Origin of the sequence: Lentzea sp. NPDC092896, assembly GCF_044754905.1 — a bacterium.
GTDB lineage: Bacteria > Actinomycetota > Actinomycetes > Mycobacteriales > Pseudonocardiaceae > Lentzea.
In genome coordinates this window covers 182,829-209,812 of sequence record NZ_JBIVPX010000001.1, presented here as the reverse complement: position 1 = coordinate 209,812, position 26,984 = coordinate 182,829, and the positions used below count along the sequence as shown (strand labels likewise).

General features: G+C 67.4%; 31 protein-coding genes and 1 tRNA gene. 28 read left to right on the top strand and 4 right to left on the bottom strand.

Annotation, left to right across the window (positions count from 1 at the left end):
* Window positions 1–4: 4 nt before the first annotated feature.
* The gene (locus ACIQF0_RS01265) at window positions 5–856 is read left to right on the top strand and encodes a helix-turn-helix domain-containing protein (protein WP_401023314.1); all 852 of its coding nucleotides are present in this window, start codon (window positions 5–7) and stop codon (window positions 854–856) included.
* Window positions 853–1,044, top strand: coding sequence for a DUF397 domain-containing protein (locus ACIQF0_RS01260; protein ID WP_401023313.1), 192 nt, complete (start codon window positions 853–855; stop codon window positions 1,042–1,044). The genes ACIQF0_RS01265 and ACIQF0_RS01260 overlap by 4 nt, the downstream gene beginning before the upstream one ends.
* A gap of 234 nt (window positions 1,045–1,278) precedes the next feature.
* On the opposite strand, the gene ACIQF0_RS01255 is transcribed toward ACIQF0_RS01260, so the two are convergent.
* A tRNA-OTHER gene (locus tag ACIQF0_RS01255) sits at window positions 1,279–1,395 on the bottom strand.
* A gap of 968 nt (window positions 1,396–2,363) precedes the next feature.
* Between ACIQF0_RS01255 and ACIQF0_RS01250 the strand changes: the two genes are divergently transcribed.
* From ACIQF0_RS01250 to ACIQF0_RS01125, 26 genes are all read left to right on the top strand, one after another.
* Window positions 2,364–2,585, top strand: coding sequence for a hypothetical protein (locus ACIQF0_RS01250; protein WP_401023312.1), 222 nt, complete (start codon window positions 2,364–2,366; stop codon window positions 2,583–2,585).
* Entirely contained in the window at window positions 2,585–4,633 is a 2,049-nt protein-coding gene (locus tag ACIQF0_RS01245; protein ID WP_401023311.1) for a phage portal protein, read from the top strand. The genes ACIQF0_RS01250 and ACIQF0_RS01245 overlap by 1 nt, the downstream gene beginning before the upstream one ends.
* On the top strand, window positions 4,630–5,835 hold the full coding sequence (locus ACIQF0_RS01240) for a head maturation protease, ClpP-related (protein WP_401023310.1): 1,206 nt from the start codon (window positions 4,630–4,632) through the stop codon (window positions 5,833–5,835). The genes ACIQF0_RS01245 and ACIQF0_RS01240 overlap by 4 nt, the downstream gene beginning before the upstream one ends.
* Window positions 5,836–5,848: 13 nt before the next feature.
* The gene (locus ACIQF0_RS01235) at window positions 5,849–7,321 is read left to right on the top strand and encodes a phage major capsid protein (protein WP_401023309.1); all 1,473 of its coding nucleotides are present in this window, start codon (window positions 5,849–5,851) and stop codon (window positions 7,319–7,321) included.
* Between the two features lie 30 nt (window positions 7,322–7,351).
* On the top strand, window positions 7,352–7,870 hold the full coding sequence (locus ACIQF0_RS01230) for a hypothetical protein (protein ID WP_401023308.1): 519 nt from the start codon (window positions 7,352–7,354) through the stop codon (window positions 7,868–7,870).
* Between the two features lie 12 nt (window positions 7,871–7,882).
* Window positions 7,883–8,368, top strand: a complete 486-nt coding sequence (locus ACIQF0_RS01225; protein ID WP_401023307.1) for a hypothetical protein — start codon at window positions 7,883–7,885, stop codon at window positions 8,366–8,368.
* Between the two features lie 104 nt (window positions 8,369–8,472).
* On the top strand, window positions 8,473–8,868 hold the full coding sequence (locus tag ACIQF0_RS01220) for an SAP domain-containing protein (RefSeq protein ID WP_401023306.1): 396 nt from the start codon (window positions 8,473–8,475) through the stop codon (window positions 8,866–8,868).
* Entirely contained in the window at window positions 8,861–9,226 is a 366-nt protein-coding gene (locus tag ACIQF0_RS01215) for a hypothetical protein (RefSeq protein ID WP_401023305.1), read from the top strand. The genes ACIQF0_RS01220 and ACIQF0_RS01215 overlap by 8 nt, the downstream gene beginning before the upstream one ends.
* A gap of 126 nt (window positions 9,227–9,352) precedes the next feature.
* Window positions 9,353–10,444: a DUF4082 domain-containing protein gene (locus tag ACIQF0_RS01210; protein WP_401023304.1), complete on the top strand. Its 1,092-nt coding sequence runs from the start codon at window positions 9,353–9,355 to the stop codon at window positions 10,442–10,444.
* A gap of 59 nt (window positions 10,445–10,503) precedes the next feature.
* Window positions 10,504–11,547 (top strand): hypothetical protein, encoded by a 1,044-nt coding sequence (locus ACIQF0_RS01205; RefSeq protein WP_401023303.1) that lies wholly within the window; start codon window positions 10,504–10,506, stop codon window positions 11,545–11,547.
* Between the two features lies 1 nt (window position 11,548).
* Window positions 11,549–11,926 (top strand): hypothetical protein, encoded by a 378-nt coding sequence (locus tag ACIQF0_RS01200; RefSeq protein WP_401023302.1) that lies wholly within the window; start codon window positions 11,549–11,551, stop codon window positions 11,924–11,926.
* A 1-nt stretch (window position 11,927) separates the two neighbouring features.
* Window positions 11,928–12,407 (top strand): hypothetical protein, encoded by a 480-nt coding sequence (locus tag ACIQF0_RS01195; RefSeq protein ID WP_401023301.1) that lies wholly within the window; start codon window positions 11,928–11,930, stop codon window positions 12,405–12,407.
* Between the two features lies 1 nt (window position 12,408).
* Window positions 12,409–13,167: a hypothetical protein gene (locus tag ACIQF0_RS01190; protein ID WP_401023300.1), complete on the top strand. Its 759-nt coding sequence runs from the start codon at window positions 12,409–12,411 to the stop codon at window positions 13,165–13,167.
* Complete coding sequence (locus ACIQF0_RS01185) at window positions 13,167–13,580, top strand: hypothetical protein (RefSeq protein ID WP_401023299.1); 414 nt, start codon at window positions 13,167–13,169, stop codon at window positions 13,578–13,580. Before ACIQF0_RS01190 ends, ACIQF0_RS01185 begins: the two co-directional genes overlap by 1 nt.
* A gap of 9 nt (window positions 13,581–13,589) precedes the next feature.
* On the top strand, window positions 13,590–14,000 hold the full coding sequence (locus tag ACIQF0_RS01180; protein ID WP_401023298.1) for a hypothetical protein: 411 nt from the start codon (window positions 13,590–13,592) through the stop codon (window positions 13,998–14,000).
* A gap of 1 nt (window position 14,001) precedes the next feature.
* The gene (locus ACIQF0_RS01175; protein ID WP_401023297.1) at window positions 14,002–14,418 is read left to right on the top strand and encodes a hypothetical protein; all 417 of its coding nucleotides are present in this window, start codon (window positions 14,002–14,004) and stop codon (window positions 14,416–14,418) included.
* A 135-nt stretch (window positions 14,419–14,553) separates the two neighbouring features.
* Window positions 14,554–16,980 carry a hypothetical protein gene (locus tag ACIQF0_RS01170; RefSeq protein ID WP_401023296.1) on the top strand — a complete coding sequence of 809 codons (2,427 nt, stop codon included), beginning with the start codon at window positions 14,554–14,556 and terminating at the stop codon, window positions 16,978–16,980.
* On the top strand, window positions 16,980–20,336 hold the full coding sequence (locus ACIQF0_RS01165) for a hypothetical protein (protein WP_401023295.1): 3,357 nt from the start codon (window positions 16,980–16,982) through the stop codon (window positions 20,334–20,336). The genes ACIQF0_RS01170 and ACIQF0_RS01165 overlap by 1 nt, the downstream gene beginning before the upstream one ends.
* Window positions 20,337–20,349: 13 nt before the next feature.
* Window positions 20,350–20,802: a hypothetical protein gene (locus ACIQF0_RS01160; RefSeq protein WP_401023294.1), complete on the top strand. Its 453-nt coding sequence runs from the start codon at window positions 20,350–20,352 to the stop codon at window positions 20,800–20,802.
* A gap of 9 nt (window positions 20,803–20,811) precedes the next feature.
* Window positions 20,812–21,105, top strand: coding sequence for a hypothetical protein (locus ACIQF0_RS01155; protein ID WP_401023293.1), 294 nt, complete (start codon window positions 20,812–20,814; stop codon window positions 21,103–21,105).
* Window positions 21,106–21,135: 30 nt separating this feature from the next.
* A complete protein-coding gene (locus ACIQF0_RS01150; protein ID WP_401023292.1) occupies window positions 21,136–21,831 on the top strand; it encodes a GH25 family lysozyme in 696 nt (231 codons plus the stop codon).
* A gap of 16 nt (window positions 21,832–21,847) precedes the next feature.
* The gene (locus ACIQF0_RS01145) at window positions 21,848–23,212 is read left to right on the top strand and encodes a hypothetical protein (RefSeq protein WP_401023291.1); all 1,365 of its coding nucleotides are present in this window, start codon (window positions 21,848–21,850) and stop codon (window positions 23,210–23,212) included.
* A gap of 114 nt (window positions 23,213–23,326) precedes the next feature.
* Window positions 23,327–23,707: a hypothetical protein gene (locus ACIQF0_RS01140; protein ID WP_401023290.1), complete on the top strand. Its 381-nt coding sequence runs from the start codon at window positions 23,327–23,329 to the stop codon at window positions 23,705–23,707.
* Window positions 23,704–24,138, top strand: coding sequence for a hypothetical protein (locus ACIQF0_RS01135; RefSeq protein ID WP_401023289.1), 435 nt, complete (start codon window positions 23,704–23,706; stop codon window positions 24,136–24,138). The genes ACIQF0_RS01140 and ACIQF0_RS01135 overlap by 4 nt, the downstream gene beginning before the upstream one ends.
* On the top strand, window positions 24,135–24,956 hold the full coding sequence (locus ACIQF0_RS01130; RefSeq protein ID WP_401023288.1) for a hypothetical protein: 822 nt from the start codon (window positions 24,135–24,137) through the stop codon (window positions 24,954–24,956). Before ACIQF0_RS01135 ends, ACIQF0_RS01130 begins: the two co-directional genes overlap by 4 nt.
* Window positions 24,957–24,976: 20 nt before the next feature.
* Window positions 24,977–25,342 (top strand): hypothetical protein, encoded by a 366-nt coding sequence (locus ACIQF0_RS01125; RefSeq protein WP_401023287.1) that lies wholly within the window; start codon window positions 24,977–24,979, stop codon window positions 25,340–25,342.
* Window positions 25,343–25,416: 74 nt separating this feature from the next.
* On the opposite strand, the gene ACIQF0_RS01120 is transcribed toward ACIQF0_RS01125, so the two are convergent.
* From ACIQF0_RS01120 to ACIQF0_RS01110, 3 genes are read right to left on the bottom strand one after another with little or no spacing between them, the layout of a single operon-like run.
* On the bottom strand, window positions 25,417–25,617 hold the full coding sequence (locus ACIQF0_RS01120; RefSeq protein ID WP_401023286.1) for a hypothetical protein: 201 nt from the start codon (window positions 25,615–25,617) through the stop codon (window positions 25,417–25,419).
* 56 nt (window positions 25,618–25,673) lie between these two features.
* Window positions 25,674–26,399, bottom strand: coding sequence for a metal-dependent hydrolase (locus tag ACIQF0_RS01115; RefSeq protein ID WP_401027640.1), 726 nt, complete (start codon window positions 26,397–26,399; stop codon window positions 25,674–25,676).
* Between the two features lie 58 nt (window positions 26,400–26,457).
* Window positions 26,458–26,925 carry a hypothetical protein gene (locus tag ACIQF0_RS01110; RefSeq protein WP_401023285.1) on the bottom strand — a complete coding sequence of 156 codons (468 nt, stop codon included), beginning with the start codon at window positions 26,923–26,925 and terminating at the stop codon, window positions 26,458–26,460.
* Window positions 26,926–26,984 lie beyond the last annotated feature (59 nt).

The window sequence follows — 26,984 nt, the reverse complement described above, 5'->3', positions numbered from 1 at the left end:
GACGGTGAGTCAGCCAGGCAAGAAGGCGCAGGGGTTGGGTGCGGAACTCCGCAGGATTCGAACAGCACTCAAGCCTCGGCGGTCGATGGCGAGCATCGGCGCCCAACTCGGCTGGTCCGAGTCGAAGGTGAGCCGGATGGAAACCGGCGAGCAGCCGATCTCCTCCGAAGAGTGCGCTTCGCTCCTCACAGCCCTTGGCGTTATCGGCGATGAGCACGCGAAACTCATGGCCATGGCGCGCACACCGAACGACCCGGCGTGGCTCGACAACATCCGCGAAGGCCTGCCCGAAGAATCGATCACGCTGGCCACCTACGAGGCCGAAGCAACCCGCCTCACCAACTGGTCGCCGCTGCTCGTGCCCGGTCTGGCGCAGACCCTTGAGTACAGCCGCGCGTTCATGTTGGCCGACGGCATCTCAGAGGCCGAGGTCGGCACACGACTCATGGCCCGCGCGAAACGGCAGGAACAGGTCCTCGACCGAGGTGTCGAGTACGTCGCCTACATCGACGAGACCGTGCTGCGATTCAACCGCGTCGGCGACGACCTGATTCGCCGAAACCAGCTTCGTCACCTGCTCGATTTGAGCGAGCGCGACAACGTCACGATCCGGCTGATTTCCGTCAACTCTGCGGCACATCCGGGGCTTGTCGGTCCCTTCATGATGATCGAATTTGAGTTGACTCCACCGGTCGTTCACGTGGAACTGTCCAGGTCAGGCGTGTTTCTCTCGAACGGTGGCGAGACCACGCCCTACACCGAGACGCTCAACCAGTTTCAGTCAATCTCGATGGAAGAGGCAGACTCTCTCCGAGCGATCGATTCGATGCTCAGAGAGAAGGGTTCTGGCAGATGACAGATGCAGCGCCGCTCCGGTGGCGCAAGAGTTCCCGCAGTGGCTCCACGTCAGACTGCGTGGAGGTTCCCCACACAAGGGATCGCCTTCGGGACTCAAAGCACACGGCCGTCGAGCTGACGGTCGGCCAGGATGGCTGGTCCGCCTTCCTGGCCACCGCGAAGAACGACGGGTTCACCAGCAACTGAACATCACGCAACACCAGGGGCCGTGCTCAGAGCCGTTGAGCACGGCCCCTGCGCGTAGTGTGCCAGCCGCCGTCGACACGGCGAACCCCTGCAAGGGATGGTCGAGCACCCCGGCGCGGCGCTGGTCCGGGCCGGGGGTCTTACCTCAGTGAGCGGGCCGCGCTTGTCCAGCCACACGAGCCAGCGGTGGCATCTCCTGGACCACCCGAAGGTGGTGGCAGCCCTATGGGAAAGAGACGAGAGCGGGATTCGAACCCGCGTCTGCGGAGCTACCACGAGTGGCTGCCCGTCCGGACAGATCAGCCGCTCGTTCGCGGCGCTCCCCTGTTCTGGCCGCTGAACTACCTCGCCTGGAGCCGGGATGGCAGCTCGCCAGCTGTGCGTTCCAGAGCCCGACACGATGATGGTAGCTCGCAGATGCAGCGAGACCCAGCCGCCTAGTAAACGGCTGGGTCTCGCTGTTCCGACGCTTTGAGCGGCCGGAGGGAGTCGAACCCTCCGGTCTCACCTGGGCTCAGCCGTCGTCACCTGCTCGCGCGAACTGCAGGGAGGGGGCGGCAGCCTATGACACCCAGGGAGGAGCCCAGATCCGTGGGACCGCATGAGGTTTGCAGCCGGGCGGCGCCGGGCGATGTGCGAACGGCTGACGGCCGTCCCGCTTCCGCAACGCCCGTGCACTGACGCTGCGTCCGCTGTTCTCGTCCGGCGGCGGGGGAAGCCCGACGATGATCCGTGCCCCGCGTTGCCCGTCGCCCCCTCACCTGTCACAGCTACTCAGCGACGTATGCAGATCAGGATAGGCGCTCGCCGTCTGGATTCGAACCAGAGTTACCGCACGCGGTGCCACTCCCTGCCAGGTTCGCGGGCGCTCGGCTTCAGGTGCACCTGGTCCGGCTCACGGTTCCCGCTGGGGCCTCGATCCCCGCTGCGCGCGGCGTCTTAGGCCGCTGGACTACTGGCGAGCATGGAGTTGGTGGCCCCTCCAGGTTGAACCTGTGCCGACTGGACGGCGTTGCGCGCCGAGGGGCCGTCGCTCCTCACCGGTGTACGGCCAGCGAGTCCAGCTGCGCGATGCAGTGAGGCTAGCCGAAGACACGAGACTGAGCGCCGAACCACCACGGTTACCCGACGATTCCACGGTCACAAACCGGTCTCGCCGATGAATCGTAGGCGTGTCGTCCGGTTCTGAGCTTGAAAGAACAGGACTTATCGATCTACCTTGTGCGCATGCAGGTCGACGGCCGCCACCCCACGCCTATCCAGGCGGCGCGTCCTGCATGCCGTGACTCGGGTGCCCGACCCCCTCGTGGGGTGTGGGGTTGGGCGCCCGCCCCGCGGCGGTCGCCGTGAAGCTGAGACGACTCCGCTACTCGCGCACCGCGACCCTCATCCTCCTCGGCTTCGCCCTGATCATCGCTGGCCTCTGGACGATCGCAGCCGCTCTCTTTGGCGCGGTGATCGGCGCAGGCGTTGGCCTCGTGCTCACGGGCGTCGCAGTCCTGGTCGTCGAGGGCCTCAGCTCCGAGCCGGGTGATCGCTGATGCGCAGCCTCCTCGGTCCCCTGCTCAACCAGGCGCCCGTCCCGCTCGCGATGCGCCGCAGCAACGGTGGCGCGATGCTCGGCGCCGGCAGCAGCACCGCCGGCTTCGAGACGCAGCTTCGATCGTTCACCACCAACGGCACGGTCAACGGCATCGTGTCGCGCACCAGCACGGCCGTCTCCCAGGTCGAGTGGCACCTCTACCGCAAGTCCAAGACCGGCAAGCCCGAAGACCGGAAGAAGGTCACCGAGCACGCCGCGTGGGACCTGTGGACCAAGCCGAACCCGTTCATGCCACGCCAGGAGTTCGTCGAGGTCGCCCAGCAGCACATCGACCTCGCCGGCGAGTCGCCATGGGTGGTGGCCTACGACAAGCGCGCCAAGACGCTGCCGCTGGAGCTGTGGCCGGTCCGCCCGGACCGAATGGAACCCGACCCCGACCCGAAGAAGTTCCTGCTCGGGTGGCAGTACCGCAGCCCGGAGGACGGCAAGCTCATCCCCCTCGGGCTCAAGGAGGTCATCCACCTCCGCACCCCGAACCCTCTCGACCCGTTCCGCGGCTGCTCCCCGATCGCCACGCTTCTCATCACCCTCGGCCGGTCCCGCGCGGCGGCCGAGTGGAACCGCAACTTCTTCGCCAACAGCGCCAGGCCCGGCGGGATCATCCAGGTCGACAAGCGCCTGTCTGACGACGAGTTCGACGAGCTCGTCCTGCGTTGGAACGAGCAGCACCGCGGTGTCGGCAACGCGCACAAGGTCGCGGTGCTGGAGCAGGGCCAGTGGAAAGAGATCGGCTTCAGCATCAAGGACCTTCAGGTCACGGAGCTTCGTGAGTCGGACCGCGACGAGATCCTTGAGGCCTTCGGGTTCCCGCGCCCGCTGCTGGGCATCGACCAGGACTCGAACCGCGCCGCCGCACAGGCCGCCGAGTACATCTTCGCGAAGTGGCTGACCGTCCCCCGCCTGGAACGCATCCGCGGCGCCCTGAACCACGACCTGCTGCCGCTGTACGGCGACACGTCGAAGGACTTCGAGTTCGACTTCGACAGCCCGGTGCCGGCAGACGACGAGGCCGAGAACGCGTCGCGTGACTCCCGTGTCGCCGCAGCCGTCGCGCTGATCGCGCAGGGCGCCGACCCGGAGGCGACGCTCAAGGCGTTCGACCTGCCAGCGCTGCCGTTCAGCGTGGCTGTCGCCGCGCCGCAAGCGCCTCCGCGCGAGCAGACGACGCCGGACGACACGACGAACGCCCAGTTCTCACGCATCGTCGCCAACCTCGTGCGCAACGCCGCCGACGAGGACACGCCACCTGAACCGGACCTGTCCGCTGTGGACGTCGCCTGGTCTGCCGCGCTCGCCGCGCTGCTCGCCCAGTGGACCGCGGTGGTCGCCGACTGGATCGTCCAGCTCATCGAACAGGTCCGGAGCATCCTGCGTTCCGGTAGCACCGCGGACCTCGCCACCCTGAAGGTCAACACCAGCACCGCCGTCGGGCTGCTGCAGAGCGCGCAGCACCAGCTCGGCGAAACCGCCGCACGCCAGGTCGTAGCCGAGGCCCTCGAGCAGGACGTCGACCTCACCGCGGTGTACCCGACCCGCGAGGACTACGCCCCCGACGCCACCCTCACCGTCAACCTCCTCGCCCGCGGGCTTGAGACCTCGGCCGCACGCGAAGTGCAGCGCATCGCAGGGCCTGACCCGGACGTGGACGAGGTCATCGCAGGGGTGCGCACTCACCTGGAGTCCGCCACCGACGCCGAACCGAAGCGCGTGCTAGGTGGGGCGTTGCACGGCTCCATCAACGCTGGCCGAGCCTCGACGCTCGCGGCCGGGCCGGTCGGCGCCATCTACGCCACGGAGACGCTCGACAGCGCCACCTGCGGACCGTGCCGCGAGATCGACGGCCGCTGGATCTGCGACACCGACGACCTCACCGCCCTCTACAAGCTCTACCCGCTCGCGGGCTACCTCGACTGCGAAGGCGGGATCCGTTGCCGTGGCACCTTCACCGGTGTCTGGCGTGCGCAGACCGGCAAGGAGACCTCATGAAGGACCGGACGAGGGCTGCACGCCGAGGAGCCGTGATCGGCAAGACCGCGGCCCCGAAGAAGCGCGTCAACGCCAACCAGTGGTACCGGATCGAGAACCTCGTCGACCGGCCGTCCACCGCGGCGATCTACATCTACGACGTCATCGGCTGCACCTGCTGGTGGGACGACGACTGCCGGTGCATGACCGCGAAGAACCTGATCGACGAGCTGCAGGGCCTGCGCGTGGACGAGCTGCACATCCACATCAACAGCCCCGGTGGCGAGGTCGACGACGGCATCGCGATCTACAACACGCTGCGCAACCACTCGGCGCGGAAGACGACGTTCATCGACAGCCTCGCCGCGTCGGCCGCCTCGTTCATCGCGCTGGCCGCGGACGAGGTCGTGATCGCGCTGACCGGCCAGGTCATGATCCACGACGCCTCAACGATCGCCATCGGCGACGCCAACGAACTGCGCGAGACCGCCGACCTGCTCGACCGGTACTCCAACAACATCGCCGGGATCTACTCCCGCAAGTCCGGCCGGTCCGTTGAGGACTTCCGCGAGCTGATGCGCGCGGAGACCTGGTTCACCGGCGCCGAGGCCGTTGAAGCGGGCCTCGCCGATCGCACCGACGAGGACGACACCGAGGACGGTGACGACGACATGCAGCAGCGCATGACCGCCCGCCACAACCTGTCGTTGTTCGCGTTCCGCTACGCCGGCCGCGAGCTGGCCCCGGCGCCCGCGCTCACCAACCAGGTCGCGGAGCCCGAGCCGCAGGCACCCGCCGAGCCTGAGCCCCAGGGTGAACCTGAGCCTGAGCGGAGCGCCGTGGCAGCCGAGCCCGAAGCAGAAGCGCCCGAGCCTGCGGAGGACCCGACACCCGCTGATGACGCTGTTGTCGTGCCCGACGCGTCCGGTTCCGACGAAATCGAAACCGGACAGCAGGCGGACGACGAGGCCGCCGAACCCGGCACCGAGCCGGAGGAGACGCCGGCAGACACGGCGTCATCCGACGAGGCGCCCGCCGAGCCCGTCGCAGAAACCCCGGACGACGAGCCGGAACCCGTCCCCGCCGAAACGGCCCCGGTCCCCGAACCGGTCAAGGCCGCCACTGACACGGACTCCTGGGCGCAGCTCTGGAGCCCGCTGATCTCCGCCACCCCAGCGTCGCCCACCTGGGACGACGCGTTCGCCAGCCTGACGAAGCCCTGAAGGGGGCGTGACGATGAAGACGAAGCTCTCTCCGGGGCGGCGTGCGCTGCTCACATCTCGCGGCATCGACCCGAGGTGGGTTGGCCGGATCTGCAACCGAGCGACGCTCACCCCGCCGCCCGGCGTGGCGATCCCGAAGAACTCCGACGAGCTCCTCGAGATGGTCGGCGACCCGAACAAGATGAAGGACGTCGCGAAGGACCCGTCGACGTTCGCCAGCTGGGTGCAGGCCTACGCCGACGAGCAGCAGGGTGAAGGCACCGACCTCCGCGCGGCCGTCAAGGCGGAGACGCAGCGCGTGGTCGCGCAGATGCTGCGGGACAACGACGTCGACGACGAGGGCCAGGAGAACGTCAAGCGCCTCAACCTCGACCCGCAGAACCGCTCCTCGGGCCGAATGCTGTCGACCCACAAGCAGGCCACGGCGCACAACCCGAAGGCGCTCGGCGCCAAGATGGACGGGAAGTTCGCCAACCACAACGACTTCATCTACAACATCTGGCACCTGAACACCACGCCGGAGGCTCAGGCCAAGCGCGCCGAGATCTCCAACGCGTTCGGTTCGGTCGTGCCGTCGGATGGTGGTTTCCTCGTCCCGGAGACCCTGCGCAGCCAGCTGCTGCAGATCGCTCTGGAGGAGTCCGTCGTCCGTCCTCTGGCGACGGTCGTGCCGATGGAGTCGGCGCGGGTCCCGTTCCCGATGATCGACTCGGTCGGCAACAACTCCAGCGTGTTCGGCGGCATGGTCGCCTACTGGGGCGAGGAGGGCGCGCCGCTCACCGACTCCTCGGCAAAGTTCGGCCGGGTCACCCTCGACGCGAAGAAGCTCACGGGCCTCTCCGCCGTCCCGTCCGAGCTGCTGCAGGACAGCCTCATCAGCTTCACCGCGCTGATCGAGAACCTGTGGCCGAAGACGCTGGCGTTCTACGAGGACGTCGCGTTCATGAAGGGCAACGGCGCGGGCGAGCCGCTCGGCTTCCTCGGCGACGGCAACCCCGCCGCGATCGCCGTCGCCGCGGAGTCTGGCCAGGACGCGTCCACGATCTACATCGAGAACATCCTCAAGATGTACTCGCGGATGCTGCCGGCGTCGCTGAGCCGCGCCGCGTGGATCGTCTCCCCGGACTGCATCCCGCAGCTCTACACCATGGCGCTCTCCGTCGGCACCGGCGGCGCCCCGGTCATGCTCGTCAACGCGTCGGGCCCTGGCCCCGCGACGATGCTCGGCCGCCCGATCATCGTGTCCGAGAAGGCCGGCCGCCTCGGCGCCCGCGGCGACATCTCCTTCGTCGACCTCGCCTACTACCTCGTCGGCGACCGGCAGGTCATGACCGCGGCGTCCAGCACGGACTACCAGTTCGGCTCGGACAAGACGACGTTCCGGATCATCCAGCGCGTCGACGGCCGCCCGTGGGTTCAGTCCCCCATCACGCCGCAGAACAACGGCTCGACCCTGTCCCCGTTCGTCGAGCTCGCGGCTCGCTGAGACGGCTGAATCCAGAAAGGACTGACTGACATGGCTCAGGAAGGGCTCGGCCGCCTCTTCGACCTGTCGATCGGGTTTGCCCCGGTCGACATGCAGACGGCCGCGAACACCGGCAAGCGCATCAACCTGCGCATGTACGGCGGCATCGAGATCGTGCTGTTCAAGGGCGCTGGCACCGCGGGCGATGACCCGGTGCTGACCCTCAAGCAGCACACCGCCTCCTCGTCCGGCACCACGGCGAACCTGGCGTCGATCGACCACTACTACGTCAAGTCCGAGCAGACGCTGGACGGCGACGAGACGTGGGCCCGCATCGCCCAGGCCGCGGCCGCCACGATCACCGACCCCGGTGGCGCGGGCACCTCGGCGGAGGAGCAGCAGATCGTCGTCATCCCGGTCAACGCCACGTCGCTGGCCGACGGCTACGACTACATCTCCCTCGACGTCGCCGACGTCGGCGGTAACGCCCAGCTCGGTTGCGTGCTGTACGTCGCGCGTGACCTCGCCGCAGAGCGGGCGCCGGCCAACCTCGTCGCCCCGCTGTCGTAAGGAGACGCGATCATGGCTCCCACGCCTCCGCAGGGCTCAGCGTTCCGCAAGAACCTGTTCGGGCTGAAGGTCGACCGCGCTACCGCGGCTCTTCCTCAGACCACCGCGTCGCCGATCTTCACCGTGGCCGGCGGCCGGGTCCTCATCACCGGCCTGATCGGTGAGGTCACCACGGCGATCCAGAACCAGGCCAACAACACGAAGCTGATCGCCAACCCCACCACGGGATCCGACGTCGACCTCTGCGCGGTCGTTGACGTCGCGAACCTCGAAGTGGGCGGGAAGCTCAGCCTCACGCCGGATCTCGACGCCACGCCGTTCTCGGTGGCGCTCGACAAGCAGCTCGCCGGAGCGATCCCCATGGGGTTCGCGGCGAAGGCGATCTGCGTTGCGGCGGGCTCGATCGATCTCTCGTGCGCCGCCAGCAACACCGGTTCGGTCAAGTGGTCGGTGTTCTACGTGCCGCTCGACGACGGCGCCACGGTAACGGCGGCCTAGCCGTGTCTCTGTGGGTGTGCGGGGGCTGTACCTGCCGGTACTCGGTGGGCGCCCCCGCATGCCCGCAGTGCGGTTCCACGGACCACTACGAGGAAGGCGGCGTCATGCCGAAGATCACCGTCCACGGTGGCCCGTCGATCGCGGGCGAGACACCGGTACTGCTGGAGGCTGGCGAGCACGTCGTTAGCCGCGAGGCTGCGGCCGAGGTGGCTGCTGCGCATCTCGCCCAGCATGAAGAAGACGCGGCCACCACGCCAACGTCCGTCGTCGGCGATCAGGGTCCCGGCGTGGCCGACGAGACGCTCGGCGGCGACTTCAAGCCGCTGCCCGAGGCAGTCGAGGGCGACACCACCGAGCACGTGTCCGAACCGGACTACGAGAGCTGGACGGTGAAGCAGCTCCGCGAGGTCCTTGCCGACCGTGAGCTCGCCACCACCGGTCTCAAGGACGAGCTGATCGCACGTCTCCGCGAGGCGGATGCGGCGGCCAGCGATGGCTGAGGGTCTCTCGGCGGCGGCCGCGAACATCGGGCTTGACCCGATCCTCGCCGCGTACACGTGGATCAAGCTGCACGTCGGCGCGCCCGGTTCGGCCGGAACCGCCAACGCTGCAACGGAAACCACGCGCAAGCAGGCCGCATGGGCTGCCGCTTCTGGTGGGGCATCGAGCAACACCGGAGCCCTGTCATGGACCGGCGTCGCTGGCACCGAGGACTACACCCACTTCTCCGCGTGGTCCGCGAGCACGGCCGGCACCTTCGGCTTCAGCGGCACCATCTCGGCCAACGCCGTCGTCACCGGAGACAGCCTCACCGTCCCGATCGGCGACCTCGACGTCTCCTTCCCCTTGGCCTCGTAGGAGGTGACGCATGACAACTCGGCACCACACCGACCTCATCCCGTGTCCACGGCACCTCGACACGGGACACGTCGCTGTGGCCACCGAGATGTCAGCGCACACCCGTGCGGCAGCTAGGGGGCTGTCGTGACGAACTACTCGATCTGGCCGGCCACCGACGGGCCGTTCTCGTCGAGCGCCGACGACCCGGTCAATCTGGGCATCCAGTTCTCTGTGGACTCGCAGGCCTGGATTGTTGGCCTGCGGTACTTCCGAGGCGCCACGGACGTCAACCCTGACGAGCTGCGGCTGTGGCGAGCAGACAGCCCCAGTGTGGGAACGTCATTGGCCGCCGTCACACCGCCTGCGGCAGGAACGCTCGGGTGGCAGACGGTGTTGCTGGCAGAGCCGGTCGAACTCACGCCGAGCCAGATCTACAAGACGGTCGGTCACTTCCCTGACCACTACGTGGCGTCGGCGGGCTACTGGACGAGCGGTGACGGTGCGGCCGGCATCACCAACGGCATCCTCACCGCCCAGAACAACGACGGTTCTCTCGGAGGTCAAGGCACCTTCAAGTACGGGGCTTCCGCTTACCCGGATGGCACGTTCAACGGCGGCAACTACTGGGTGGACGTGGTCGTCACCGACGTTGATCCGTCGGGTGGCAGCGAGGTCACGGGTACTGGTGTCGCGTTGCTCGGTGCGCTCGCTGCTGCCGCATCCGGGGTTCGCTCGGTGTCGGGCGCGGGCGTCGTCACCTTCGGCGGCCTGTCGGCGACCGCGTCGGGCGTGCGCGTGGTCACGGCCACGGCGGTCGCGAACCTTGGCGGTCTGTCCGGCAGTGCAGTGGGTGGACGGATCGTGGTCGCCACCGCGTCGGCCACGCTCGGCGGACTCATCGGCTCCGCCACAGGTGCACGCACTGTCCTCGGCGGCGTCAACGCCACCCTCGGCGTGCTGGCGGCCAGCATCGTCGGCCGCGTCTCGTTGCGTGGCACCGGGTCCAGTGTGCTCGGACGACTTATCGCCGCCATCACCGTCGACGCGCCAGCGCCTTCGCAGCCGGTGGCGGCAGGCAACTGGTCGACGTTGCTCGACATCGCCCGCGAGGGCGCGGCCTGGGCGGCAGCCGAAGCATCGCGGCCCCCGGTGGCATGTCCGAACGACGGAGAACCGCTGGAACGCAACAGAAGCGGTGTCTTGCACTGCCGCTTCGACGGCTGGACCAGCTACTGACCGCTGGGGGCCTGCAAGGCGGAGCAGGCCCCCAGCCCTAAACGTAGGAGGAGGTGACGATGACCCAAGTTTGGTACTGCACCCGCGAAGACGTGAAGCACGCGACCGCAGCAGAAGAGACCGTGTGGAACAACCGGCAGATCGACCGGGCCATCGCCGCCGGCACCGAAGCGGTCGAGTCGTTGACGCACCGCCGTTTCTATCCCGAGTTCGCCACCCGATACTTCGACTGGCCGAACGAGCAGGACGCGACCCCGTGGCGGCTGTGGCTGAACCAGCACGAGCTGATCGAGGTCACCACCCTTGAGGTCGCCGGGGTGGCGTTGTCGCCCAACGACTTCTTCCTGTACCCGCAGGGCGGCCCGCCGTACAACCGCGTCGAGATCAACCTTGCTGGCAGCGCAGCGTTCAGCGGCGGCGCCACGCACCAGCGCGCGATCGGCATCGCTGGCCTCTTCGGACACAGCGCCAAGCAGGCTCCCGCCGGCGTGCTGGCTGAAGGGCTGGACGCCAGCGAAACGACCGTCGACGTCAGCGACTCCGCGGCGATCGGCGTTGGCCAGCTCATCAAGGTCGGCTCGGAACGCATGCAGGTCACCGGCAAGGCCATGCTCGACACCGGGCAGACCCTGCAGGCCGTCATGCCGTCCGAGGACAACCACGAGATGTGCGTGGTCTCGAACGGTGCCGCGTACTCGATGGGCGAGACGATCCTGGTCGACGCCGAGAAAATGCTGATCCAGGAGATCGCGGGCAACACGCTGATCGTCGAGCGTGCGTACGACGCGAGCACCCTCGCGGCGCACACCGGATCGACGATCTACGCACCCCGCACCTTGACCGTTGAGCGCGGAGTCCTCGGCACCACCGCAGCCGAACACGCCATCAGCACGGCGATCGTGAAGCACGTGCCGCCCTCCCTCGCGCGAGACCTGTGCATCGCGGAAGCGCAGAACACCTTGTACCAGGAGGCATCCGGCTACGCGCGGCAGATCGGCCGCGGCGAGACCGCCCGCGAGGTCTTCGCCCGCGCACTGCGTGACCTTCGGTCCCAGGTGTACGACAGCCTCGGCCGTCACAGTCGAATGAGGACGGTGGTGTGACGTGGCTGAAGTGAACGTCTCCGGGCCGATCTTCGACGGCCGCGCCGACCTTGCCGCTGGCGACTATGTGGACGCTGCACGTCATGCGGTCGCCCGGCAGGCCAAGGCGAACGTGTCGATGCTGCTTGACCGCTACCTCAAGCACCCGACCCCGTACTACGAGACGCAGATGCACATCGACTCCGGCGACCCGGACGTCGTGAAGAACCACGTGAAGCTGTACGGGCCGTGGCTGGAAGGCACCGGCTCCCGCAACTCGCCGAAGACCCGGTTCAAGGGCTACGGCCACTGGCGCGAGGCCACGAAGCTCACGCAGGCCGAAGCGACCCGCGTGGCGCAGAGCGTGCTGCCGCCGTTCCTCGAAGCGATGGGGGGCTGAGGTGGCCAACGACTTCACGCAAGAAGAGTTCGAGGACCTGTTCTCGCAGTTGACCTCGCACGCGAACCGGCTCGGCATCTTCGAGCGCGTCGAGTTCCGCGAGCCCGTGAACAAGCCCGTCGGCGGACTCGCGCTCGCCCTGTGGATCAACGACTACAAGCCCGTCCCGGCAGGGTCAGGACTTGCTGAAACGACGATGCTGCTCGACGTTCGGGCGACCGCGTACAACCCGCTCGGCAGCGGGAAGAACGCTGCGCCGAAGGTCGAGGCTCGCATCCTCTACGCCGTGCACCGCTACATGAAGGTGCTGTCCAACGACTTCGAGCTCGACCGCATGGTCCGCAACATCGACCTGCTCGGGCAGACCGACAAGCGACTCGAATCCGACTTCGGCTACCTCCAGTACGAGGACACCTGGTACCGCATCGGCGAAATCACCGTGCCGCTGATCATCAACGACGTCTACGAGCAGGAGGCCTGACGTGGCAGGCAAGACGACGGGTCTCGGTGACAACCTCTATGTCCAGGGCCGCAACTTGTCCGGCGACATCCAGGCGCTGGGGCGGATCGGCGGCGGCCCTGCGCTGCTCGACATGACCTCCATCGTCAAGTACGCGATGGAGCGCCAAGGCGGCCTGCGCGACGGCGCGATCGAGGCCACGTCGTTCTTCAATCCCGACTCTGGCGCCTCGCACGAGACATTCAGCGCGGCGCCCACGAGCGACATCATCGTCACCTACTGCCGCGGAACCACGCTCGGCAACCCCGCCGCATGCCTCAACGGCAAGCAGGCGAACTACGACCCCACCCGCGGCAACGACGGCTCCCTCACGGCCTCCGTCAACGCGCAGGGCAACGGGTTCGGCCTGGAGTGGTGCGAACAGCTCACCGCCGGCGTCCGCACCGACAGCGCGGCCGCGAACGGTGGAAGCGTGGACTTCGCTGCTGGCACGAACTTTGGACTGCAGGCCTACCTGCATGTCTTCGACTTCACCGGCACCGACGTGACAGTGAAGCTGCAGCAGTCCAGCGACAACGGCGGCGCCGACGCCTGGGCCGACGTCACCGGCGGAGCCTTCACCGCCATCACCGGTGGCGCACCGTCTGCGCAGCGCATCCAGACCGCCCGCAACCTCGCCGTCGAGCGCTATCTCCGCGTCGTCACCGCAACGACCGGCGGGTTCAGCAACCTCGCATTCGCGGTGTCCGTCGCAAAGAACCCTGTGGAGGTGTTGTTCTGATGACCGCTCCTCAGAACATGGAGACGTACGAGATCCAGTCCCCTGTCACCTCGCACTTCCGCGTTGCCTCCTGCGATGAGTACGGGTGCGCCGGTCGCGAGCACGGCTGGGTCACTCTGCTCGACGAGTCCATCGAGCAGCAGGCCGGATGGGCGCAGTGGATCCGCACCAAGTCCAGCCGCAGGTTCCGCGAGGAACGCAACGGCCAGCTCGTCACCTTCACCTTCGAACCCGGCCAGACGTGCTTCCGCACCCACAACGTGCCCGTGCACCGGCCCCCGATCTTCCTCGTGCGCCAGGGAAACCTGACCGTGCGGGGTTCTGTGGTCCGCCACCACACCAGCGGTGAGTCCTGGATGGACGACCTGCACACCAACACCGACAAGGTCGTCACCGCCCTCGGGCGGGGATAGGAGGCGGACATGGCTGGAAAGCAGACTGGTCTCGGCTGGACTGGACTGAACGTCGACAACGCGGCCGGCGTGGCGAAGGACATTCGCAACGACGTCACGAACTTCTCGTTCGCCACGCCGCGAGCGCTGCTGGACTCGACCGGCATCGACAAGTCCGCGAACGAGCGTCTTCCTGGGCTTGCTGACTTCAGCATCGACCTCAGCGGCATCCCCAACTTCGACGCGGACAAGTCGCACTCCGTGCTGAAGACCGTTCCCAGCAGCAGCGTCATCCGCACCGTCGGGCTGGAGATCTCTTCGCAGACGCTGAACAACGAGTGCCTCTTCGCGAACTACGACTGGACGCGCGGAAACGACGGCGCGCTCACCTGGCAGGCCACCGCGAGCCTCGCGGACGGCACAGTACCTACCTGGAGCTGAAATGGGTTTCGTCCGCCAACGCCCCATCCTTGTCCTCGACTTCGAGGGCACGGAGCTCGACGGTCTCACCGTCCGAGCCGAACGCTGCTCGATTGCCGACTACATCGCGATCGGCAACGCCATCCAGCGGCCAACGTCCAGCTTGGACGATTTCGGGCGCGACATCGCGGAGCTGCAAGAACTCGTGATCCCGCGCCTGATCGAGTGGGACCTCGAAGAAGAGGACGGCACGCCGATCCCGCTGACGGCCGAGTACATCGTCCAGCAGGACAAGCAGTTCCAGCTGGACCTGTTCAACGCCTACCGCTACGGGAACGTGCTGGTGCCCCGCCCTTTGGGGAAGCCGTCCGACTCTGGCGAGCCGTCCCCGGAGGAGTCGATTCCGATGGACGTGTTGTCGGAAAGCCTGCCGAGCTGACCGAAGCCGAGCTGATCCGCCGCCTGTGCAGGGAGTTCGGATGCCTGCCCAGCGCCCTGCTCGCCGAAGACACCTACCTGCTGCAACTGATCGCGATCGAAGCCGAAGGCCTCACCGACTAGGAGGTGAACCCGCATGTCCCGTCAGAACACCGTCGAGATCATCGTCAAGACCAAGAACGCGACGGGCGCGGGTCTCCAGTCTGTCCGAAAGGACTTTGCCAAGCAGGGCGACGAGATCCAGCGTGAACTCGACAAGACCGAGGCGATCGTCGCGAAGTCGGGCACCCGCATCGGCGAGAACCTGAGCAAGGGTGTCGCCAAGGGCGCCAAGGACGCCGGAACGAAGGTCACCGAGGCCGCCGAGAAGCTCAAGCGGGAACTCGCCGCGGCGGAAACTGCCGCGTACCAGGAAGCAGCGAAAAGGCGTGCCGCCGAGCAGAAGGTCACTCAGCGGCAGGCCGAGAAGTTTCAGCAGGAGATTCTCAAGGCAGAGAAGGACGCTTACAAAGAAGCGGCCGCGATGCGCGCCGCCGAGGAAAAGGCGATCCAGAAGCACCACGAGAAGCTCCAGCTGGAGATCGCCGCAGCGGAGAAGGCTGCGTACAAGGAAGCTGACAAGCGACGCGCTGCGGAAGTCAAGGCCGCCGAGAAGCACGCCGACACGATCGCGAAGGTCGTCGCGGTCCGTGCCAAGGCAGAGGCCAAGAGCTCCGGGGCAGGCTGGGCCATCGAGTTCGGCAAGGGCGCCGTCACAGCCATGGGCGCAGTGCTGGCCACGCCTCTGGGTGCTGGAGCGGCGGCCGCGGGCCTGTCGCTCGGCGCGGGCGTAGTCGGTGGTCTGACCACCGCTCTGGTCGGCGCTGGCGCGGTCGGCCTTGCGGCGTACCTGTTGAAGGACAACAAGCAGGTCAAGGACACCTGGACCAAGACCTTCAAGGGCATCGCCGAGGACTCGAAGAACGCCGCCGGAGTGATGGCGGACGAGTTCGTCGCGTCCGGCAAGAAGACCGCCGACATCTGGCGCAACGACGTGAAGCCCTCCGTCGAGGAGATCTTCAAGAACGCGCAACCACTTGTCGACAAATTCACCACTGGGCTCGGTAAGGCGGTCGCCGACTTCCTGCCCGGTGTCTCCGAGGCGGTCAAGAACAGCGGGCCTGCGGTCGACGGCTTCACCAAGCTCCTCGGCACGCTGCTGAAGGACACTGGCGACGGGCTCGCCGACCTGTCCACCCACTCCGAAGACCTCGGCAAGTCGCTGGAGCTTGCCGGTGACGGGATCGGCTCGGTCATTAAGGGAACCCTCGGATTCATGGGCGACCTGTCCGAGGCGGTCGCCCGAAACGAGGACGACTTCCGCCGCTGGGGCCGCAACATCGGCGACGCCGCAGATGGCGTCGGCAAGGACATCATCCGGCTCACCGATTTGTTCGCGGCGACCGGCGGCGACTGGAAGACCGGCGACGGCACCGACTTCAAGGAGGCGGCGCGGCGGTTCCTCGAGGGCGGGGAGGACAAGTACGACTCGTACAAGCCGGACCCGGACAACATTCTCGCCAAGCTGCCGCTTCCGACCTCGGTATTCGGCCCGGTGCCGGGCATCGCGGCGAAGGCCTTTCTGGACAAGCGGGACCTCAAAGCGCAAGACCCCACACCGGACTACGCCGCACCGGACAGCGTCAAACTCGTCACTGAGGCCTACAAGCAGCAGGACAGCGCTGCGAGCAAGCTGACCGCGTCGTTGGACGTGCTGAACCAGACGAAGACGTTCGGCATCGAGATCACCGCCGAGGAACTCAACAAGACCGACGGGCTGATGTCCCGCCAGGCGGCGCTCGTCACCAGCCTGCAGGAAACCACGAAGGTCACGGGCGACCACACCTCGGCGAACACCATGGCCTTGGCGTCGATGCTGCAGATCGCGGCCGCCGGCTATCCGGTGCACGACTCGCTGATGCAAATGGTGTCGGGCATGAGCGACGCGCAGCTTGCTGCGCTCGGCGCCACCGTCACCACCGATGCGCTCGGCAACAGCGTCATCAACATCCCCGGCTACAAGCCGATCACCATCAGCGCGGACGCGAGTCAGGCCAACCCGCCGCTGGACGGCGTGATCAACCGGCTCGGCGGGATCCAGAGCAAGACCGTCACCATCCGCGTCAACTCGGTGTACTCGAGCACTGGCGGCTTGGGCTACGTCAACGGCCAAGCGGTGCACCACGACCAGTACAACAAGGGCGGCTGGGTCGGCGGTGTCGGCGGCGACTACGACTCCCAGCCAGCGCTTCTCACGCCTGGCGAGTTCGTCGTCACTCGCAAGGCAGCGCAGCAGAACGGCGCACTGTTGGAGCAGCTCAACAAGAGCGCGGGCGGCTCCATCCTCATGGAGACCACAGACGGCGGCCGCTCAGGTGGCGCGGGCAGTTCTGGCGGTGGTGGCGGCACTGCTGTGATCGAGCTTCGGGCGCTGGGCAACATGTCGCCCCTGGAGCGGATGTTCTACGAGTGGCTCCAGGCCTCCGTTCGCACCGGCAAGCTCACGCTGTCGGGGGTGACCTGATGCAGTTGGTCAACGACCTCGTGACTCGGCTCTTCTTCGACGCCTGGCGGGACGTGTCGACCGACGTGCTGGCCGATGGTGGCGTCAGCATCCAGCGCGGCCGGCGCAGCGAGGACAGCACCGCCCCGCCACAGGAATCCGGGTTCACGCTCAACAACGAGAGCGGCTGGTACACCGAGCGGAACCCCCTGAGTCCGTGGTACGTCCAGCTCGGCCGGAACAACCCGCACGAGACGTCGCTTCGGCTGGCCAAGGACACCGGCTCAACCACGGTGTCCAACGGTTGGGGCACCACCGACGCGCACCCGAACGGCGCCTGGACGGTCTACACGTGGACGAACGCCGGCGGCTCGGCCTCTGACTACGCGAAGGCCGGCGGGAAGCTCACGCACCTCGTCAGCACGGCCAACGCCGCCCGACGGAGCGAGCTGCAGTCGTTCGACCAGCGCGACTTCGACATCACCTACTCGATGACGCTCGGCTTCACGGACGTCCAGGTCGGGTCGATCGGCACGGACCTGTACTTCCGGGTGCAGAACAGCACCGACTTCTACTTCGCCCGGTTGTTGATCGCTCCGGATGAGACGCTCCGGCTGGCGCTGTACGACGGCGCCCAAAACCCGATCCAGGACCTCACAACGGTCACCGGCATCACGCACGCCTCCGGTCAGGCTCTGCACTTCCGCGTGCAGGCCGAGGGCTCGACCTTCCGCCTCAAGGTCTGGGTCGGGGCAGACCGCGAGACCAGCGAGCCCTACGCCTGGCAGGTCGACCTGACCGACACGTCAGGGCTCAACACCGATCTGCTCGACATCCCCGGCTACCTGGCGATCAGGTCCTTTGTGGGCAGCGGCAACACCAACGTGCCGATCACCTTCAGCTACGACAACATCGACATCCGAGTTCCGCTCGCGTTCGACTACATCAGCGAATGGCCGCAGTCCCGCGACATCACCGGTTCCGCCCAGACGGTGACCGTCACCGGCGGCGGGTTGCGGCGGCGGCTGGTGCAGGAGAAGAAGACCGCGATCAGCGCCGTCCGCACCTTCCTCCGTCAGGACAACCGCAACGCCACCCAGGGCATCAAGCACTACTGGCCGCTCGAGGACGGCAGCGGGGTCGTCGCAGGCGAACCGGAAGTCGGCACCGCGGCGCTGTGGCTCACGACCGGGCAGGACACCGCGCAGTCGTTCGGCAAGGGCACGTTGGCGCCGTGGCTGGGCCCCGCAGTCAAGATGCTCGGCGCCGACTCGCTCGACACCCTAGAACCGCTTGCCCTGACAGGATTCCTCGCGGACGAAGGCTGGATGGTCGACCACGTCCGCCGCGGCGCCTGGAGCAACGACTACCTGCTGCGCGTGAAGTACGGCTCCACGGACATCACGATCACCTTCGAGCACTCGATCGACGAGATCGACGTCAACGACCCGTCCGGAAGCGTCACCATCACCTACGTGCCACCGTTCGACGGCGGGTTGCACCACATCCGGTTCACGATCGAGCAGGTCGGCGCGAACATCACCTGGATCCTGTACGTCGACGGCGTTCAGGTCCTCAGCAACACCTACGCCGGCACCTTGACCCGGCTGCGCGAGATCTCCATCGACGACCTCGTCGAGCACTCCAACGAGTTCAGTGTCGGGCACGTCGCGATCTACGACGCCGTGTTCGCCAATACGCCGGCCCCCTGGGATGCCGCGTTCGGCTTCGCCGGAGAGACGGCGCTGAACCGGATGGAGCGCGTGTGCGCCGACTACGACGTTCGCTTCAACTGGATCGGCGACGAGGACGCGACGGCAGCGATGGGTCCGCAGCAGGTCGACCCACTGATGAGCGTTCTTGAGGACTGCGAGAAGGTCGACGACGGCCTGCTGTACGAGCAGCGCTCTGCCGCGTCGCTCGTCTACCGGTCCTCGAACTCGATGATCGGCCGCGAATCGCACTGCACGATCAGCATGGCCGCCAACGAGACCTCCCCACCGTGGAATCCGACACGCGACGACCGCAACGTCGTCAACAAGGTCGTCGCGAAGCGGATCGACGGCGGCGAATACACCCACGAGCTCGACGCCGGGCGCATGTCCACCCAGGCGCCGGAAGACGGCGGCATCGGCCTCTACGAGCAGAAGATCGAGCTCAACGTCGACCTCGACTCGCAGCTGCCGGATCAGGCTTCCTGGCGCGTGGCCCGCGGCACCGTCGACGAGTACCGGTACCCGTCCGTCGTGATCGAGCTGCACCGGCCGGAGATCTGGCAGGACAACCCGGAGCTGTACCGGCGGCTGATCGAGTTGGACGTCGGCGACCAGATCACGTTGGCCGACATGGACAACTCGCACGTCTTCGACGACACCCCGCAGCTCGTCATCGGCTACGCCCGCACCCTCAACCAGTTCCAACACGTGCTCGTCATCGTGTTCGCCCCTGCATCCCCGCTGCGGTCCGGTGTGCTCGATGACGACGATGCCTGGATCGACGCGGAAACCACCGTCGTAGACCGGGCGATGGCGGCCTCGAGCGACACGACGTTCCGGGTGCGCTCGTCATCGGAGACGTGGACGACGAGTGTCGGTTCCGGCGTGCCGATCATGCTGGCCGGTGAGGAGATGCTGGCGACGGCCATCGGGTCGGCCAGTCCCGCACAGGTGAGCGTTGGCACGGCAACGCACGCCGACAACGCACCGGTCACGCCAGGCACGCCGGCTACCAGTGCGGTCGGTGACGTGATGATGATTCTCGCTGCCATCCGAAGCACGTCAGGACGGCCGACCAAGCCAGCAGGCAACTGGGTCACCGTCGTGGACGGTGACAATGTCCGCCTGTTCGCCAAGTACGTGGCGTCCACCAACGAAGCGCCGCCGCAGATTGCGTTCACTGGCGGCGCTGCAGGTGACACGACGTCCGCGATCGCAGCGGTGTTCAGCGGTATCTCGCTCACCACCTACGACACCAACACCGCGCCGAACTCCTCGGCGCAGAACATCGCCTGCACGCCGCCGCTGACGCCGTACGCGGCAAAGACTCTCGTCGTGCAGTTCGCGTGGAAACAGGATGACTGGACATCGGTTGCCACGCTCACGGGCATGACGGAGATCGCCGAGCCGTCCAGTACCACCGGCAACGACCAAGGCATCGTCTGGGACTACCAAGTGTGCGATGGGCTCACCGTCGGCCCTACTGCCAGCTCGTTCACCGTCACCGGCGGCGCTGCCGCTGTATCGCGCTCCGGCGCCGCGGTGTTCCACGCGACCCAGGCATTCACCGTGACCCGCGCGGTCAACGGGGTCTCGGGCCTCGTGCACGCAGCCGGCACGCCCGTCAACGTCGCCCGCCCGCTGACTGTGGGCCCGTCATGACTTGGAGGTGGTGATGGTCGCGCTTGCAGGGCAGAAGGTCACTGCCAGCCTGCTCAACTCCCTTGCGCCCACTGGAGAGACGACCTCCGGCGTCAACACGACGGCGGGCACCACGACGTCGACGGGCTACACGGACACGCTCACCAGCTCCAGCACAGTGTCCGTCGCGTTCATCGCGCCGCCCTCCGGGAAGATCGCCGTCACCATCTGCGGCGCCGTGGACAACGGCGGCGACAACTACTCGGTGATCTCGTACCGCCTCTCGGGCGCTGCGGGAACCGTTGCTGCCAGCGACAACTGGCAGGTCTACTTCCGCAACACCAACGAGGGCGTGGTGTCACGCACCACCTACCAAACAGGACTGACGCCAGGCGCAGCCGGGACTATCACCATGCAGCACAAGGTCTCGGGCGGCACCGGAACGTTCAACCATCGCGAAATTCTCTGGCGACCTGTCGCCGCCTAAGGAGCAAGCATGAGAGCCGTTGAGATTCCCGGCGAGTTCGAGGCCGTGCAGTGGACAGGCAACAACCTCGCCGAGGTCGCCGAGGTCGTCGGTCGATACCGCGGGCCGGAATGGCAGTGGACCGTGCAGCCGGACGGTTCGCTCTACGGGTCGCCCGGCATGGACAGCCTCCGGCTCGCGGAGTTCGAGTGGTTCGTCGTCGGCCCGATGTGGGGTGGCGAGAACCCAAGCGACATCCCGTTCAAGCAGTTGAGCCCCGAGTCGTACAGCAACCGCTACAGCGAGACGCCCAACCCCGACTAACCGCAACGACAGCAGGAAGTAGGTGCCCCAGTGCCAACCACCACCGCGCCGAGCATCTTGACCCGCGGCGGCGATTTCGCCCGCTTTCAGGAAGTGGTCGACTGGGCATCGCTTCCTGCTGACCGGGAGTTCGCGTACCTCGGCATGTTCGACTGGCAGAACCTCGTCGTCGACAAGCAGCTGGCGCGCAACGTCCTCGAAGGGTCCGCCGCGGGCCGAACGCTCGGCGGCTACATGCGCGTCAACCCGACGAGGTGGACGCCGAGCCAGGAAGCGCGCCGGATGCTCGCGCTCGCCGCCGCCCACAACCTGCTCGCTCCGGGCCGTCTGATCCCTGCCGTGGACATCGAGCCCACCAGCGACAAGGAAGCCGACAAGCTCGTGAACTGGCCTCAGTGGACGGCCGCGTTCTTCGACTCCTGGCGGACGCTGTCCGGGCTGCCGCTGGTCGTCTACAGCTCCGGCTCGTACTTCTCCACGCTGCTGGGAGGAACCGGAGGCTGGCCGCTCTGGGTGAAGGCCTGGGTCGGCCACTCGGAGAAGTACTCCCGCCCCGCCGGCCTGAAGCCGGAGGACTGGGCGGGCAACACCTGGTACGAGCCACAGCGCTGCGTCGTGCACCAGTACACGACGACCGGGCGCCTGGCCGGGATCTCGAAGCCCGTGGACCTGGACTGCCTGATGCCAGGCATCCAGCTCAAGGACATCACGCTGCACGCCGCCTAGCGGACAAGGAGGGCAGATGCGAAACGACGACAACGAGAGCGCGCCGAACGACGAAGCGTTCGACGAGGAAGCGCTGATCGACTACCTCATCAGCGTTGACGAGGCGGTCGAGTACGGCGAGCCGTGGACGGAAAAGACCACCTACGAGTGGTGGCACGACGCCGACGGCAACCGCCACGTCCGGCAGGTGATGTCCTACCACGGCGGCGGTTCCCGCGGTGACGACGACGAAGCCGAGTACGTCCGGCGCCTGCTCGACCTCGGTCGAGCGGTCGAGGTCGGCGACCATGCGCCTCTGCCGGATCCGGCCACGACGGACCTGCCTCCCGAAGTCACCCACGTGATCAAGGACGGCAAGGCGGAGCGATTCCGCTTCTACGTCGGCCCACCCGACGACGCCCCGCAGGTCGGCTTCGGGATCAGGACGCTGCTGGCCGCTGCGCCAACTCTCCCGAGCAGTCCTCGCAACGGCGCGCGGGTCATCTGGGTGACCCTGCACACCGCCGAGGGTTCGCGGCGTGCGATCGACCTCTTCAACTTCTTCGCTGCCAATCAGAACGCCTCCAGTCACGTCGGCATCGACGGCTCCGGCTACTACGACTGGGTCGGCCGCGATCGTTCCGCGTGGACGTTGCTCAACGGCAACCCCGTGTCGGTCAACGCGGAGCTCTGCGGCTTCGCGCGGTGGACGCGCGAGCAGTGGCTCAGCACGGGCGTCGTTGACGGCGTTGTGAACCCCCGCGCCATGGTGCGCAACGCGGCCTTGTGGGCGTTGCGCGAGTGCGAGGCGCTCGGCATTCCCAAGCAGTACATCGGGGTCGACGGCGTTCGCGCTCGCCGAGCGGGCGTGATCATCCACTGGGACTACAGCCGTGGCACGGGCGACGGCGATCACTGGGACACCGGCAACGGCTTCCCCTGGGACGTGTTCTTCGCCGACATGAACGGCGGACAGCAGGAAAGCGAGGATGACGTGAGCGCAGAAGAAGTCTGGAACTTCGAGGTCACCAACCCGACCACGAACAAGAAGACGAAGATCATCGACCTGATTCGCTACATCTGCGCCGAGAACATCGGGCCGCTGGTGTGGAACCACGTCGAGCAGAACGCCAACGGCGACAAGGTCGCGATGAAGACGGTCGCGCACGCCACCGACAAGAACGTCGGCGCGGTGAAGACCACGGTCGAGAAGCTGACGGCTGCCGGCATCGACGTCGCCGCGCTGGCCAAGGCCATCGCCACTCAGGTCCTGACCGGGCTCGAAGGTCAGACCGGCGGCGCAACGACGGAAGAGCTGTTCGAAGTGGTGACGAACGGCGTCAAGACCGTTCTCTACAACAACGCTCAGGTGTTCACCCCCAAGGAGAACGTCGGCCTGTGATCACCCCGGTCGTGTCAAGCAGCTGCACGACCACCCACGCCCTTTTCAGCGCAACAGATCCAAGGAGAGATGAGTGGGTGTTCTCCTCCAGTTGCTCACCACCGGGAGGCCGTCGTGATCGCGCCGGCCGTGCGCTACGTGCTCGCCGCCCACGCCATCGTGATCGGCGTGGGCTACCTGCTCGGCCCGTCGAAGTGGTACTCCGGCGGCACCTTCGCCGTCGTCAAGTCGCTGGGTCTGCCGATTCCGGTGTGGGGAGCGGCGATCGCGGTCGTCGGGGTGCTGCTTCTCCTGCGGTTGCACACGATCGGGCACGCGCTCGGCTTGGGCGTGTTCGTGTTCTGGGGCCTGGCCTTGGGTGCGTCGATCTTCACCGGCGACCTGTCTGGCTGGGGCTCGGTCGTGCACAACCTGTTGATGGCAGCACCGTTGCACGGGCTCGGGCTGTGGCGTCGCCGCCTCGCTCGGGTACGAGAACGGGCAGAGCTGACGTGATCCGCGACGTGCTGGTGTCTCCGTCGGCGCGGGACGGTCTTCTGCACATGGCGCAGGCCGCCACGACAGGACCGCCGTGGCTGGCGCTCGCGCTCGCGGCGATCGGCGCTATCACGGCGATCGCCGTTGGTTTCGTGCCTGCGGTCCAAGAGCGCATCAAGCGCGGGCGGTCGCCCAGCGACGGTGCCACCGCTGGGACGTCGCCCGCTGTCGACGGCTCCGTAACCCTCGTCCGCGAGGCGCTCGATGACGCGCGCAAGGAGCGGGACGAGGCGCAAGACGAAGCACGCGAGTTCGCCAAGCAACTCGCCGCCGAGCAGGTCAAGAACGTGCGACTCCAGGCCACGGTCGACCAGCGAGACGAGCAGATCCGGCAGCGAGACGAGCAGATCCGACAGATGATCGCCCGATTCGGAGGTGGCACGTTGTGACGGGCCAGCACGAGCAGAACGGCCGGGACGACCCGATCGACGCTCTTGAGGAGGCGGTCGCCGAGCAGACAGTGGCTGCCGCCGAGCACACCGCGCAGATCTCCGTCGCTCACAGCCAGCGCACGTGGCTGCCGTTCACGCTGGCCGCAGCAATGCTCGTGTCCGTCCTCATCTCAGCGGCGGTCGCTGTCGCCGTAGTGGACCTGTACGGCAAGCAGACCAAGGTGGCCACCGACGTCGGCGAGGTCCGGCAGCTCGCTGAACGCGCGAAGGAAGCCGGCGACACCGCGAACGCGGAGCTGGAGCGCCGCGGCCAGCAGCCAGTCCCCATTCCGCAGCCGGGACAGGCCCAGGACTCCGACGTCCTCGTTGCGGCCGCGACCGCGCGCGTCCTCGCCGCGCTACCCGACACGCGGCCCACCTCGACAGCGATCGCCACCGAAGTCGCGCGGTACGTCACCCAGAACCAGAGCCTGTTCACGCCGTCGCCGCAGCAGATCATGCAGACCGTCGCGGCCTACCTCGAGGAGACCCCGCCCCCGTCCGGGCCCCCCGGTACCCCCGGCACAGACGGCGCGAAGGGCGAGAAAGGTGACCGGGGCGACAAGGGCGACCCGCCGACGCAGCAGGAGATCCAGGCCGCGTGGGTCGCTCTGCTCCGCGACCAACCCGACGTCCTGTGCCCGCGCGGCGGCGCGTTCGCTCAACTCCGCATCGCCCTCGCGGACGGCGGCACCGCCGATACCTGGACGTGCGTCGTCCAGGTCCAGCAGCCCACCACAACCACCACGACTCCGCCGCTGCTTGGGCGACGGTAAACAAGGAAGGGAGCGCCGCTATGCGCGCGTACCTCAAGTCCATTGCCGCGGTTGTCGGCGCCGCCGTCGTCACCGTGCACCAGCTGGTTGCCGACGGCACGCCGTGGACGATCACCCGCACGTTCATGGTGGTCCTCGTCGTTCTCGGCGCGATCACCGTCTACGTCGTGCCGAACCTCGCCAGCGGCGTCGGCGCGTTCGCGAAGGAGATCGTCGCGCTCGGCACTGCAGGTGTTGAGGCCACCATCCCGCTGCTCGACGACGGGCGGATCGTTGGCAACGAGTGGCTCGTGATCGTCATCGCCGTGATGACGGTGGCCGGCGTGCCGCTTGTGGGCAACGCCTCGGTGCCTCGTGCGCTTTCCCCGGTGCCGCGAGCTGCCTGACGACCCGCCGAGCAGCGGCGGCGGGTTGTGCCGCCCACTCCCCCTCGGGCGGCACACAGAACGCCCCAACTCCCCTAGCGGGTCGAGTTGGGGCGTTCTGGCAAGTTGGCGGCCGCGACCAGCTCGTGAAGCCGTGCCGACTGGTACTCGGCTTGCTCAAGCGCCTTGGTCTGCAGCTGCACGAGCTTGCTTGCCGAGACCATGATGCGGCCGACCTCGACCAGCAGCAGAACAAGCAAGATCGCGATGAAGATCAGGATGCTGGTGGGGTCCACGAGGCAGCTCCGCTCTGTCGGTGGCAACCGACGTGTCGCGGGTGCCCGTGCAGGTGTTACGCCATCGGCAGTCCGAGGACAAGCAGAGCGGCGATCAGCACGAAGGCGGGGAAGACCGCAGCCTTCTCCACGACTCCCCCAGTGCGGAACCGGAGCATGCGCGGCGGCCGGATCTCGAACCACGTCTCCCCGGCGATGGGGAGCGGCCACAGGAACGGGCATCCGGACAGCGTCGCGGCGTCTCCGAGGCAGTGCGTCACGCACCCCAGCGCGATGGCGATCCCCAGCAGTGGGCCGGTACCCGCGACGGTACCCAGCACGTCGTCCCCAGCCGATCCCCACCACGCCGCGCCGCAGATCCCCGCGGCCGCGAGTACCCAGTCCCCAAGCGCGTCGACGGCGAACAGGATCCCCAGAACCACGATCCCCACGGGTACCCAGGGGCCGCTCCAGGCGGTACCCAGCGCTGCCGTGGTACCCGCGAGCAGCGCGAACGCGATGGTGTGGGTGGCGTGCCTGTGCTCCCCACGGTGGCGTTCGTCGCGGGGACCCTTCGTGCGGGCGTACAGCCACCTGCTCCCCGCCCGCACCCCACTGGACAGGGCGCCGGTGACTGGTCCGAGCAGGCGCGATGCCCGCGCGCCGGGATGGTCGAGGTCGGGCAGCAGCGCGTACCCGGCGGTGACCGCAGCGAAGAGCAGTGCCTGCGCCAAGGTATCGACGAGCAGCGGGGACGCGGCGAGGCCAGCGCACAGGCCGGTGAGGGCGTGGGTACGTCCCATCACGGGGATCTACCTCCTGGGGATCAGCGGTGAGTACCTGGCGGGTGGGGACCGGGGATCAGCGCCAGGTACGTGAGCGGGTACCTGAGCAGTAGGGGCAGACGGGTACCTGCCGGTCGTTGCGCCATCCCCGGTACCTGAGTTCGCCGATCCCCACGGCGGGGTCGTCGGTGGGGATCGTGGCGCGGGTACTGCAGCCGTCCTGCCCGCAGAGGACGTGCACGACGTCGAGCGGGTACCTGCCCTGGTTGTGGAAGTGGCACAGCTGCAGGTGCTCGGTTGATCCCCAGCCGCCGTGGTACATGTCGGCGATGTCGAGGCCGGCGTGGTGGGCGCGAATGGGTGCGGTGGGGATGCGGTCAGGGTGGTGGCCGGGGTCGTCGCAGATGACGGGGATGTAGTCGAGATTGCGCAGTCCACGCTGGGTTTCCGGGGCTTGCTGGGGATGGTGGTCGCGGGTGCGGTACCACCAGACGAACAGCGCGACGGCGGTGATGACGGTGAGGAGGCTGCTGGACTCAGTCACCCGATCTCCCTTACGGATAGTGACGAAGGCGTCGGCGGGCTGCAAAGCTGCAAAGGGTG